This window comes from Oerskovia rustica (genome assembly GCF_014836555.1).
Taxonomy (GTDB): domain Bacteria; phylum Actinomycetota; class Actinomycetes; order Actinomycetales; family Cellulomonadaceae; genus Oerskovia; species Oerskovia rustica.
On sequence record NZ_JACSQQ010000038.1, the window covers coordinates 1 to 11,974 of the forward strand.

Genomic DNA, 11,974 nt, shown 5'->3' on the forward strand with positions numbered 1-11,974 from the left:
CGTCGGGCCCTGGTCCGTGCCCTCGCCGCGCGCGTCGCGGCGCCGCTGCTGCTCGAGCTTCCACAGGAAGTCCGGGTCGTCGTCCGGGGCCAGCGGTGCGGCCGGGCGTCGTCGTGCTCCTGGGCGAGCACGCCCCGGGGCCGGGGCGCCGCCGGCGGTCGCGTGCCGGGCGCGCTGCGTGCGCGAGACGATGATCCAGGCGAGCGGCCCGACGAAGGGCAGGAAGATGATCATCACGATCCACAGGCCCTTGGGGATCCCGCTCCGGTCGTTCTCGTCGCTCGTGGCGCAGTCGGAGAGGGCGTAGACCGCGAGGCCTACGGCGAGCAGGGTCAGCAGGACGCGGGACATGACCCCAGCCTATGCGTCCTGGCAACCCGGAGGCACGAGAGGGCGCGGTTCTGTGCACCCAGCTCGGGCGCCTACCCTGGACGGGTGCCTATGGTCATCTACTCCGCGCTGCGCCTGGCGATCTTCGCGGTCCTCTTCGTCGTCCTGTACGCCCTGAACCTGGGCCACTGGGTCGTGTGCGCGGTCATCGCGGCCGTCCTCGCGTTCCTGGTCTCCTACCTCGCGCTGCGCGGCCCGCGCGAGCGCGCAGCGCAGTACCTCGCCGACCGCGCCGCACGGCGCAAGGCGACCGGCGAGCAGTTCTCGCGCGAGATCGAGGACGACGCGGCGTTCGAGGACGCCGTCGTGGAGGCGGCCGAGACGGCCGGAGCGGCCGACCCCGCAGAGTCGGCCGACCCTGCCGACCAGCATGCCGACCGCACGGGTCGCGCCCAGGCGCCGAACGCCTAGAGCGCGAGCCCCAGCCCCAGCAGCACCCCGTACCCGAGCTCGAACATCCCGGTCCCGGCGAGGACCGGGACGAGCAGCGGGCCGCGGGCGCCGGCGACCACGGGCAGCGTCAGCAGCACCGCGGGCAGCAGCAGGAGCAGCACGAGCAGCGACCACGGTGCGGCGAACGCGCACACCACGCCCAGCAGGAGCGGGATCCAGATCATGGCGACGTACGCGCGCCGGGCCCGGAAGTCGCCCAGGCGCACGGCGACGGTGCGCTTTCCCGCGAGCACGTCCGTGGGGATGTCCCGCACGTTGTTGATCATCAGGAGCGCGCACGCGAGCAGGCCCACGGCCACGGCCCCGACCCCCGCCACCCACGTCACCCGGTCGGCCTGCGTGTACGTGGTGCCGAGGACCGCGACGAGCCCGAAGAACACGAATACACCGACCTCGCCGAGGCCCCGGTACCCGTAGGGGTTCTTGCCTCCGGTGTAGAACCATGCGGCGACGATCGCGAGCGCCCCGACGGCCAGGAGCCACCAGTGCCCCGTGAGGGCCACGAGGCCCAGGCCCAGCACCGCGGCGACGCCGAAGCACGCGAACGCCGCGTTGCGCACCTGGGACGCGAGCGCCGCTCCCGACGCGGTGAGCCGCATGGGCCCGACCCGGTCGACGTCCGTCCCGCGCACCCCGTCCGAGTAGTCGTTCGCGTAGTTCACCCCGACCTGGAGCGCGAGCGCGACGCCCAGCGCCAGGAGGGCAGGCCAGAACGCGAAGGAGTCGACCTGGGCGGCAGCGCCCGAGCCGACGAGGACGGGTGCGGCCGCCGCGGGGAGGGTGCGCAGGCGTGCGCCTGCGACCCATTCGGCAGAGGTGGCCATGGTGCTCCGTTCAGTGGGTGCGTGGTGCTGTGCGGGTGGCGAGGTCGGTCACGGCCGCCCGGTCGATCTTGCCCGGCCCGCGGCGGGGCAGGTCCGCCACGACGAGCAGGTCGCGAGGTGCGGCGGGCGGTCCCAGCGTAGTCGCGACAGCGTGGCGGGCACGGGCCATCAGGTCGGGCGCGTGCGCACCGTCCCTGCCCGGCCCGGCCGCCGGGCGCACCTCCACGACCGCGACGACCCGCTGCCCCCACTCGTGGTCGGGGACACCGACCACGCAGACCTCGCCGAGGCCGTCGACGTCCGCGAGCGCACCCGCGAGCACGGCCTCGACCGCGGCCGGGGCCACGTTGACCCCGCCCGTCACGATCACGTCGTCCGCACGCCCGAGCACCGTGAGCGCCCCGTCGGGCGCGAGCGAGCCCAGGTCGCTCGTGCGCAGCCACCGGGTCCCGTCGGGGTCGGTGCGGAACGTGGCGGCCGTGAGCGCCTCGTCACCCAGGTACCCCGTGGCCAGCACGGGGCCCGAGATCTCGACGACCCCCGCGGCATCGGCCGGGAGGCGGTGCCCCGTCGACCCGTCGACGACCCGCACCCGCACGCCCGCGAGCGTGACGCCGTCGTATACGCAGCCGCCGCTCGTCTCCGTCATGCCGTACGTGGTCACGACCAGGGCCCCCGCCTCGCGCGCGGACGTGAGGAGTGCGGGCGAGGCCGCGGCGCCACCGAGGAGGATCGCGTCGAACGAGAGCAGCGCGTCGAGCGCGGCGGCGCTCCCAGGGCCGGGGTGCAGGAGGCGGTGGAGCTGGGTCGGGACGAGGGAGACGTACCGACGGCCTGCGTCCATGCGGGCCGCGGCGGCGGCGAACCCGTGCGCGGTGAACGGGGAGTCGAGGTCCGCGGTCACGAGCCTCGTCCCGGCGACGACCGACCGCAGCACGACCTGGAGCCCGGCGACATGAGCAGGGGGCAGGGTCAGGAGCCACTGCGCGTCCCCGCCGAGACGTTCGTGCGTCGCCCGCGCGGGCGCGACGAGCGCGTCCGCGCTCAGGGCGACCTCGCGGGGCAGCCCGGTCGAGCCCGACGTGCGCAGCACGAGCGCGGTGCCGTCGGGCAGCGGACCCGAGAACGCGAGCGGGGAGGGTGCGATCGCCGGCCCGCGCCCGCTCAGTGCGGCCGAGACCGCGGCCCGCAGGTCCGCGACGTCAGCAGGTGCGGTTCCCTCGGCGCGTGGCATCCCTCCAGCGTAGATCGCGCCGTAGTGTGACGAGGAACCAGCGGGACCGACGAGCGTGAGGGCACGGATGGACAGGGTGAGGATGTCGCGAGCCTGGTGGGCAGCGACGGTGGTGACAGGACTGCTGGTGCTCTCCGGTTGCGGCAGCGGCGCGTCGACCGACGCCCCGACGAGGACCGTCCCGGCCGCGGTCGACGCGACCAAGGCCTCTCCGCCCGCGCCCGTCGTGCCTGTCGCGTGGCCGCTCACGGGAGTCCCCACCGAGACCGTGGACGAGCGTCCGGCCGTGGCCGTGAAGATCGAGAACCTTCCTGCGGCCCGCCCGCAGACCGGGCTGGACCAGGCCGACATGGTCTGGGAGGAGGTGGTCGAGGGCGGGATCACCCGGTTCGTCGCGGTCTTCCACTCCCAGGTCCCGGAGACCGTCGGGCCCATCCGGTCCGTGCGCCCCATGGACCCGTCGATCTTCGGCCCGACCGCGGGCGTCCTCGTGTACAGCGGTGGGCAGCCGCCCTTCGTCGCGGCGGTCGGCGACGCAGGCCTGCAGTCGATCGTCCACGACGAGGGCGACGACGGCTTCTTCCTCAAGAAGGGCAAGAGGGCGCCGCACAACCTGTACGGCACCATGGCCGACTTCCTCGCGCAGGCAGAGGGCGACCGCAAGGCGCCGCCCGCCCAGTTCGCGCACACCCGGACCCAGGGGCAGGGCACGGCCACGGTGGCCGGCGCGCCCTTCGCGCTCCTCGACGTCAGGCTGACCCACTCGAGCCAGGCCCAGTGGCAGTGGGGGACCGCGGAGAACGCGTTCCTCCGGAGCGAGGGCACGACCCCCGCGGTCTCGTCCGGGGGAGAGCGTCTCTCCGCCGCGAACGTGGTCGTGCTGAGCGTCGAGATGGTCAACACGAAGTTCGTGGACCCGGCGGGGACTCCCGTGCCGGAGACCAAGCTCGTCGGCACGGGGGAGGGGCTCGTGGCGAGCGGAGGCAAGCAGGTCGCGGTGACGTGGTCCAAGGACGCGGTCGAGTCGCCGTTGGTCCTCACGGGGCCCGACGGCGCCCCCGTCCTCCTGGAACAGGGCACGACCTGGGTCGAGCTCGTCCCGCGCGGGTCCGGGAGCTACGCGGTCAGCTGACGGTCGTCACGGGGCGCTCACCCGTCCAGGCGTCCAGGACGTCCTCGAGGGCCGGGAGCCGGTCGAAGCCACCGCCGGCGACGAAGTGTCCGCCTCCCTCGACGACCGTCAGGTCGGCGTCGAGGACGCGGGCGAGGGTCTCGGTGAGGCGTCGCGGGACGACAGGGTCGGCGTCTGCGACGACGACGTGCCGACGCCGGCTGCGGGCCGCGACGGCGTCCGGGGCGAGGGGACGCTCGACGAAGTGGTCGACCTCGGGGATGCCGGGAACCTCCTCGACGAAGCCGGCGACCAGGGCGAGACCGCCGAGCCGCCACTCGTCCTGCCGGGCGGCGAGGTGCTGGAGGATGGTGACGCAGCCCAGGCTGTGCCCCACGAGCACGGTCCCCTCGTCGAGGGGACCGATCGCGTCGGCGAGGACGTCGAGCCACGTGTCGAGGTCCGGCGCCTGCGAGCGTGGCAGGTCGGGCACGAGGACCTCGACGCCGTGAGGCGTGTAGCGGTCGCGGACCGCTCCGAACCAGTGGTTGTCGGACGAGGCCCCCAGGCCGTGCACGACCACGACCCGGGTCACGGGCGGGGGAGCGTCCAGGGGCTGCGCGGCGGGCAGGTCGGTCGTCGCGGCGTCGTCGTCGAGAACGGTCATGCTCGGAACGGTATCGCCTGTCGCGTCGGCCGCGGGCCGCCCGCCGCAGGCCGGGGTCGCGACCCACGGGTCCACAGCTCATCCTCCCGGGGGAGGACCCGCTCACCCCTGAGGCTGACCACGAGGGCGCGAGGTCGAGCCGGTGGGCCGATGTGGTCGCCGGGGGGTACGCGGGAACGTAGAGGCATGGCAACGATGAACCCCACCCAGAGCCCGTTCGAGCCCACGTCCACGGTCACCCCGTTCCCGCCCTCGATCGCCCCCACCCGCCCTGCCCTGCGCTCCGAGGACCAGGACGACGACGAGACCGGCGCACGTCCGGCCGCGTCCGTCGGACCGGTCGTCGTCTCGATCGTCCTGCTGTTCGGGCTGGCGGTCGCGGTGGCCTTCGCGGGCCGCGGCATCGTCGAGATGCTCGCCACGTTCGCGTCCGGGTCCTGACCCTCGTCCCGGCCGCGCGGTCCGGCGACGGACGTCCCCGTCCCGTGCCGTCCGACCCGGCCCTCGCGTCAGAAGTAGTACGGGAAGTCGTCCCACTGCGGGTCCCGGCGCTCGAGGAACGCGTCGCGCCCCTCGACGGCCTCGTCGGTCATGTACGCCAGGCGTGTGGCCTCGCCGGCGAAGACCTGCTGGCCCGCGAGCCCGTCGTCCGCGAGGTTGAACGCGAACTTGAGCATGCGGATCGCCTGCGGTGACTTGGTCGCGACGATCCGTGCGTACTCGAGCGCGAGCGGTTCGAGGTCCGCGTGGTCCGCGACCTCGTTCACCGCGCCCCACTCGTAGGCGTCCTGGGCCGAGTACTCGCGGGCGAGGAAGAAGACCTCGCGGGCGCGCTTCTGGCCGACCTGCCGAGCGAAGAGCGCCGACCCGTAGCCCGCGTCGAACGAGCCCACGTTGGCGTCGGTCTGCTTGAACCGGGCGTGCTCGCGGCTCGCGATCGACAGGTCCGCGACGACGTGCAGCGAGTGCCCGCCGCCCGCGGCCCAGCCGTTGACCACGGCGATGACGACCTTGGGCATGGTCCGGATGAGGCGCTGGACCTCGAGGATGTGGAGCCGCCCGGCCTTGGCGGGGTCGATCGCGTCGGCCGTCTGGGCGTCCTCGCTCGTCGTGTACCGGTAGCCGTCGCGCCCCCGGATGCGCTGGTCGCCGCCCGAGCAGAACGCCCAGCCGCCGTCCTTGGCCGAGGGGCCGTTGCCCGTGAGGAGGACCGTGCCGACGTCGGAGGTCATGCGTGCGTGGTCGAGGACCCGGTAGAGCTCGTCCACGGTGTGCGGGCGGAACGCGTTGCGCACCTCGGGCCGGTGGAACGCGACGCGGACCACGGGCAGGTCGCGCTCGTGCGCCTGGCCGTCGCGCGTGCCTCGTTCGACGCCGCGGTGGTACGTGATGTCGGTGAGCCCCTCGAACCCGGCGACGGTGCGCCAGGCCTGGGGGTCGAACGTCTCGGACACCTGTGCGGGGATGCTGCTCACGACCGTCACCCTAGCCGCCCGGGCCGAGGAAGAGGGGCCCGGGCCGCGGTCGTGGGGGCCGGATACGGGCGCCAGGGGCGGTCCTCGTGCCCTACGGTGTGGTGGTGAGGACCTTGGGGTCTTGACGGCAATGCGCGCAGTCGTGTAATTCGGTGGAGCCCTTTCTGTGCTCAAGATCATGTCGCAGGTCCTCGTGGGGGATCGTCGGCCTCGAAACCTCCCGAAGGAAGTCACTGATGGCTCCAGAGACCGAGAAGCACGTCCCCCGCAGGCAGGCCCGGGGCACGCAGCGCCGCGACACCATCGTGTCGGCCGCCGCCGAGCTGATCCTGCGCGACGGTCCGTCGAGCGTGACGCACAGGTCCGTGGCCGCGCAGGCGGACGTCCCCCTCGCGGCGACGACGTACTACTTCTCGGGCCTCGACGACCTGCTCGCGGCGGCGGGGCAGCGCATCGTCCGGGACTGGGCGGACCGCGCCCAGGCGATCGGCCACGCGGTCGCGGACGCGGTCGCCGACGGCGGGGTCGACGCGCTGAGCACGCGGTCGCGCGCACTCCTGCTCGTGGACGCCGTGCTCCCGCCGGGGGACCACGGAGAGCTGCTCGGCTTCTACGAGCACGTGGTCAGCGCGGGACGCAGCCCGGTGCTCGCGACCGCGTTCGCGCAGGGCCGAGGAGAGCTCGACGTCGTCGTCGACGAGCTGCTCGCGCAGCTCGGTGTCCGGTTCTCCGCGGTCCTGCTGATCGCGGTCGTGGACGGCGCGGCGGTCACCGCGCTGTGCGAGGGGCGCAACGTCCGCGACCTCGCCGTGGACTGCGTCACCGAGCTGCTCGGCACCTCCTGACGCGCGGCTCGCGCGGCCCCTGGGCCCGGTGCGGAGATAGCCTGTGACCGTGCCTCCCACGTCCCTCTCGACCCCGAGCCCTCGTCTCGTCGCCTGGTCGACGCCCCTGCGCACCCGCTTCCGCGGCCTCGACGCGCGCGACGGTCTGCTCGTGCGGGGCGAGGCCGGCTGGGCCGAGTTCTCGCCCTTCTGGGAGTACGACGACGCCGAGTCCGGCGCGTGGTTGCGGGCGGCGCGGGAGGCGGCGGACGTCGGCTGGCCGGCGCCCGTCCGGTCGAGCGTGCCGGTCAACGTCACGGTCCCCGCGACGGACCCTCGGCGCGCGCACGACATCGTGACGTCGTCCGACGGCTGCCGGACCGCGAAGGTCAAGGTCGCGCAGCGCGGCGGGGACGGTGTCGTCGAACCCGTCGACCGGGAGATCGCGCGCCTCGAGGCCGTCCGGGACGCCCTGGGGCCGGGCGGTCGGATCCGGGTCGACGCCAACGGTGGCTGGGAGCTCGACGAGGCCCTGCGGAGACTGCCCCTGCTCGACCGCGCCGCCGGCGGGCTCGAGTACGTCGAGCAGCCGTGCGCGAGCGTCGAGGACCTCGCCGCGGTGCGCCGCGCGACGTCGGTCCTGGTGGCCGCCGACGAGTCGATCCGCCGTGCCGAGGACCCCTTCGCGGTGCTGCGGGCCGAGGCCGCGGACGTCGTCGTGCTCAAGGTCCAGCCGCTCGGCGGTGTCCGGGCATGCCTCGACCTGGCCGAGCGGGTCGGGCTGCCCGTGGTCGTCTCGTCCGCGCTCGAGTCCTCGGTCGGGCTGGCTGCCGGGCTGGCGCTCGCGGCAGCCCTTCCCGAGCTGCCCTTCGCATGCGGTCTCGCGACGTCCCAGCTCCTGACGCGCGACGTGGTCGACGAGCCGCTGCTGCCCGTGGGCGGTGAGATCGTGGTCCGTCGCCCGGAGCCGTCGGCCGCCGCTCTCGCGCGTGCGTCCGCGGACCAGGTCACGGCCGACCGGTGGGTCGAGCGGTACCGGCGCGTGGGCGCTCTCCTGGACGGAGCAGCGGCATGAGCGCCGCCGCGTCGGTCCCCCCGGCCCTGCCCCCTGCGGTCGCGGCGGCCCGCGAGATCGTCGCGGGCCTCGTCGCGGACGGGGTGCGTGACGTCGTCGTGTCGCCAGGGTCCCGGAGCGCGGCGCTCGCCTACGCGTTCGCCGCGGCCGACGCGGCGGGCCTGCTCACGCTGCACGTGCGCATCGACGAGCGGGCGGCCGCGTTCCTGGCCCTGGGTCTGTCGCGCGGGTCGCGGACGGCCGAGGGACCGGGCGGGCTGCTCCCCGTCGCCGTGGTGACCACGTCGGGGACGGCCGCCGCCAACCTGCACCCGGCGGTGCTCGAGGCGCACCACGCGGGGGTCCCGCTCGTGCTGCTCACGGCCGACCGGCCGCACGAGCTGCGCGGCACGGGGGCGAACCAGACGACGGACCAGGTCGGGCTGTACGGGTCCGCGGTCCGCCAGGCGGCCGACGTCCCGGCACCGGACGGGCGGCAGGGGGAGCTGGGGGACCTGCGCGCGGTCCTCGTCCGGGCGCTCGCCGCGGCCCGGGGGACCCGTTCCCGCTATCCGGGCCCGGTGCACCTCAACCTGGCGTTCCGTGAGCCCCTCGTTCCTCCAGCGGCGCTGGGAGCGATCCCGGCCGGTGCCTCCGCGAGCCACCCCTCGCCCGACCGGACCCTCGTGGCGGGGGTGCGCGACGACGTCGGGCCGTGGCCGCTCGACACGTCGCCGGCCACCGTCCTCGTCGCGGGCGACGGCGCGGGGGCGGACGCGCGACGGCTCGCCGAGGCGCGGGGCTGGCCCCTGCTCGCCGAGGCGTCGTCGGGGGCCGCTGCGGGCAGCCACGCGATCGCGGCGCACCGGCTCGTGCTGGGCGTGCTGGGGGAGCAGGTCGAGTGCGTCGTCGTCATGGGGCGCCCCACGCTCTCGCGCCCCGTCCAGCGGCTCCTCGCGCGCGCGGACGTCGAGGTGCTCGTCGTCGCGCCCGGCGGAGGGCCCTGGCCCGACGCGGCGCGCTCGGCGAGCACGATCCTGCCCGGCGTCCCGGTCGAGTGGTGGTCGGGGCCCGCGGGCGCCCCGCCCTGGCTGGACCTCTGGCGCGGCGCGGGGGAGGCAGCGCGCAAGGTCGTCGCCGACCGGGCGTCGGCCGCAGGCCCCACGACGCCGCTCGCGGTCGCGGCAGCGGTCGCCGAGGCCTCGGGCCCCGACGACGTGCTCGTGGTCGGGTCGAGCAACCCGGTGCGCGACCTCGACCTCGTGGTCGACTGGGACGTCTCGCCGCTCGTGCTCGCCAACCGCGGGCTCGCGGGCATCGACGGGATGCTCTCGACGGCGACGGGGGTCGCGCTCGCCGCGGCGCGCGCGGGTCGGCGCACGCGCGCGGTCGTCGGTGACCTCACGTTCCTGCACGACGTGGGAGGCCTCCTGCGCGGACCGCACGAGCCGGCCGCCGACCTCCAGGTCGTCGTGGTCAACGACGACGGCGGCTCGATCTTCGCGACGCTCGAGTACGGGGCGCTCGCCGAGGACGCCCCCGAGACGGCGACGGCGTTCGAGCGCGTGTTCTCGACGCCGCACGGCGCCGACCTGGCCGCGCTCTGCGCGGGGTACGGGGTCCGGCACCGGCTCGTCGCGGGCACAGCGGACCTCCGGGCCGAGCTAGCGCGCGCGCCCCGGGGGGTCGAGGTCGTCGAGGTCCGCGTCGAGCGTGCGGGACGCCGGGCCGAGGGCGCGGCGCTCGCCGCCGACGTCGCCGAGGCCGTGCAGCGCGCGCTGCCGCGGGGACACGGCGGCCGCGACCGCGCAGGACGGGACTCCTGAGAACCCTCCCAGGAGCGGTCGGGAACTCGCAGCGAACTCACAGGGACGTTCAAGGCACGTTCCAGCGCCGGGGTGTGAAGTAGTCCTCAGAACGAACGAGGAGGGAACACCCCATGACCGAGAACACCCCGCAGGTCCCCGAGCCCCAGGCTCCCCGCGACGGCGACACCCAGCGCATCGAGGCGCAGCCCACGCAGCAGCTCCCCGTCACCCCGACGGCCCCGGTCACCCCGGCGCCGCAGGCCCCCGGGCAGCAGCACTTCGCGGCCCCGCACCCGGCCCCCGTGCCCGCGCCGCCGGCGCAGCACGCGCCGCAGCAGCAGGCGCCGCAGCAGCACGCGCCCTACGGCGCGCAGACGCCGTACGCCCCGCACGCCCCCTATGCCGCGCAGGGGCAGCACGGCGCCCCGACGAGCACCGCGTACTCCGCGGCCGGCATGCCGCCCGCACCGCACGCCCCGGAGCAGGCTCCGGTCGCGACCAGGCGCAGCAAGACGTGGATCCCCGTGGTCGGCGCCGCAGCCGCGGCCGCGGTCCTCGCGAGCGCCGGCACGGCCGGGCTGCTCGGCGTCCTCGACGGCAACGGCTCGACCCGCAGCTCGCTCGCGTCGGTCGGGGAGACCAAGGAGAACTCGACGGTCCCGGTCTCGGACTCGACGTCGGAGAACCCGAACTGGCAGGCCGTGACGAGCGCCGTCGCGCCGTCGGTCGTCTCGATCCAGGTCACCACGGCCGCGGGCGGTGCCGAGGGCTCGGGCGTCGTGATCGACACCGAGGGCCACGTCCTGACGAACAACCACGTCGTCGAGGGGGCGCAGGACGACACCGTCCAGGTCACGCTCAGCGACGGTCGTCTCTACGAGGCGAAGATCGTGGGTCTGGACCCGACGACCGACCTCGCGGTGGTCGAGCTCGTCGACCCGCCGAGCAACCTCACGCCTGCTTCGTTCGGTGACTCCGACGACGTCACCGTGGGCGAGTCGGTCCTGGCCGTCGGCAACCCGCTCGGCCTGGCCAACACGGCTACGACCGGCATCGTGTCCGCGCTCGACCGCCCGGTCGCCGCGTCGGGCTCCGACGGCGGCAGCACCGTGGTCACGAACGCGATCCAGATCGACGCCGCGATCAACCCGGGCAACTCCGGCGGGCCGCTGTTCAACGCGCAGGGAGAGGTCATCGGCATCACCTCGTCGATCGCGACCACGTCGAACCAGTCCGGTTCGATCGGTCTGGGCTTCGCCATCCCGGTGAACCTCGCGAAGAACATCAGCGCCCAGCTCATCGAGAACGGCACGGCCGAGCACGCGTTCCTGGGCGTGAGCATGACGGACGCGACGGCCACGGCCGACGGCGTCACGCGCCGCGGTGCCGAGGTCAAGTCCGTCTCGGACGGCTCCCCGGCCGCAGAGGCCGGCATCAAGACCGGTGACGTGATCGTCGCGATCGACGACAACCCCGTGAGCGGCGCCGAGTCGCTGACCGGGTTCGTGCGTGAGCGTGCGACCGGTGACGTCGCGAAGGTCACGCTGGTCCGGGACGGCAAGACGGTCGACGTCGACGTGACGCTCGCCGCGAAGCCGACGACCACGGACGGTCAGAGCGGCTCGGGCCAGCAGGGCTCGGGCTCCGACCAGGGTGGTTCCGGCCAGCAGCTCCCGGGCTCCGGCCAGGACGGTTCGAGCCAGGACGGCTCGGGCCAGGGCCAGTCCGACCAGACCAGCCCGAACAACCTGCCCAACCCCTTCGACTGGTTCAACGGTCAGGGCTGAGGCAGCACGAGCCGGACCCGGTGGCGTCGGCGGTGACGGTGGGAACCTCCCCCCGTGCCCGCCGTCGGCCGACGCCACTGCGGTCCTTCGACCGTCCCCCGGTCCGCGTTCCCCCTGTCGACCGGCGGGACCACCGAGGTGAGGCCCTGTTCCCCTGCGGGTGCCCCTCGGATGCCCCGGTCCGTACGGTTCGCCGTACGGACCGGGGCATCGTCGCGTCCGGGGCCGGGCCGCGCGGGCCCTGAGACTCGGCGGGGCCGGGCTGCTCCAGGCCTACTGGTCGCGGACCGGCAGCGCCTCGTCGTCCGGGGTGGGCTGGGCGGGCACGGCCGGGCCGGCCCCCCGCG

12 protein-coding genes are annotated in these 11,974 nt (G+C 74.8%); 7 read left to right on the forward strand and 5 right to left on the reverse strand.

What is annotated here, in order from left to right; genetic code table 11:
- On the reverse strand, positions 1–351 hold a 351-nt coding region (locus H9652_RS16725; RefSeq protein ID WP_191797495.1), incomplete at its 3' end, for a PLD nuclease N-terminal domain-containing protein.
- 90 nt (positions 352–441) lie between these two features.
- On the opposite strand from H9652_RS16725, the gene H9652_RS16730 reads away from it, so the two are divergent.
- Positions 442–801 (forward strand): DUF4229 domain-containing protein, encoded by a 360-nt coding sequence (locus H9652_RS16730; RefSeq protein WP_225228390.1) that lies wholly within the window; start codon positions 442–444, stop codon positions 799–801.
- Here the strand turns inward: H9652_RS16730 and H9652_RS16735 are convergent.
- On the reverse strand, positions 798–1,667 hold the full coding sequence (locus H9652_RS16735; RefSeq protein WP_191797499.1) for a 1,4-dihydroxy-2-naphthoate polyprenyltransferase: 870 nt from the start codon (positions 1,665–1,667) through the stop codon (positions 798–800). The genes H9652_RS16730 and H9652_RS16735 overlap by 4 nt on opposite strands.
- Before the next feature lie 10 nt (positions 1,668–1,677).
- Entirely contained in the window at positions 1,678–2,901 is a 1,224-nt protein-coding gene (locus H9652_RS16740; protein ID WP_191797501.1) for an AMP-binding protein, read from the reverse strand.
- 82 nt (positions 2,902–2,983) lie between these two features.
- Here H9652_RS16740 and H9652_RS16745 point away from each other — a divergent pair, with 82 nt between their 5' ends.
- On the forward strand, positions 2,984–4,033 hold the full coding sequence (locus H9652_RS16745; protein WP_191797529.1) for a DUF3048 domain-containing protein: 1,050 nt from the start codon (positions 2,984–2,986) through the stop codon (positions 4,031–4,033).
- On the opposite strand, the gene H9652_RS16750 is transcribed toward H9652_RS16745, so the two are convergent.
- Positions 4,026–4,679: an RBBP9/YdeN family alpha/beta hydrolase gene (locus H9652_RS16750; protein WP_191797503.1), complete on the reverse strand. Its 654-nt coding sequence runs from the start codon at positions 4,677–4,679 to the stop codon at positions 4,026–4,028. The genes H9652_RS16745 and H9652_RS16750 overlap by 8 nt on opposite strands.
- Before the next feature lie 186 nt (positions 4,680–4,865).
- On the opposite strand from H9652_RS16750, the gene H9652_RS16755 reads away from it, so the two are divergent.
- Positions 4,866–5,120 (forward strand): hypothetical protein, encoded by a 255-nt coding sequence (locus H9652_RS16755; protein ID WP_168210054.1) that lies wholly within the window; start codon positions 4,866–4,868, stop codon positions 5,118–5,120.
- 68 nt (positions 5,121–5,188) lie between these two features.
- On the opposite strand, the gene H9652_RS16760 is transcribed toward H9652_RS16755, so the two are convergent.
- On the reverse strand, positions 5,189–6,154 hold the full coding sequence (locus tag H9652_RS16760) for a 1,4-dihydroxy-2-naphthoyl-CoA synthase (RefSeq protein WP_191797505.1): 966 nt from the start codon (positions 6,152–6,154) through the stop codon (positions 5,189–5,191).
- 236 nt (positions 6,155–6,390) lie between these two features.
- Between H9652_RS16760 and H9652_RS16765 the strand changes: the two genes are divergently transcribed.
- The 4 genes from H9652_RS16765 (at position 6,391) to H9652_RS16780 (ending at position 11,627) form a co-directional block, all read left to right on the forward strand.
- On the forward strand, positions 6,391–6,999 hold the full coding sequence (locus tag H9652_RS16765) for a TetR/AcrR family transcriptional regulator (RefSeq protein WP_191797507.1): 609 nt from the start codon (positions 6,391–6,393) through the stop codon (positions 6,997–6,999).
- A gap of 43 nt (positions 7,000–7,042) precedes the next feature.
- On the forward strand, positions 7,043–8,053 hold the full coding sequence (locus H9652_RS16770; protein ID WP_404822053.1) for an o-succinylbenzoate synthase: 1,011 nt from the start codon (positions 7,043–7,045) through the stop codon (positions 8,051–8,053).
- On the forward strand, positions 8,050–9,858 hold the full coding sequence (menD, locus tag H9652_RS16775) for a 2-succinyl-5-enolpyruvyl-6-hydroxy-3-cyclohexene-1-carboxylic-acid synthase (RefSeq protein WP_191797511.1): 1,809 nt from the start codon (positions 8,050–8,052) through the stop codon (positions 9,856–9,858). The genes H9652_RS16770 and menD overlap by 4 nt, the downstream gene beginning before the upstream one ends.
- Positions 9,859–9,971: 113 nt before the next feature.
- Positions 9,972–11,627, forward strand: coding sequence for a S1C family serine protease (locus H9652_RS16780; RefSeq protein WP_191797513.1), 1,656 nt, complete (start codon positions 9,972–9,974; stop codon positions 11,625–11,627).
- Positions 11,628–11,974: the final 347 nt, after the last annotated feature.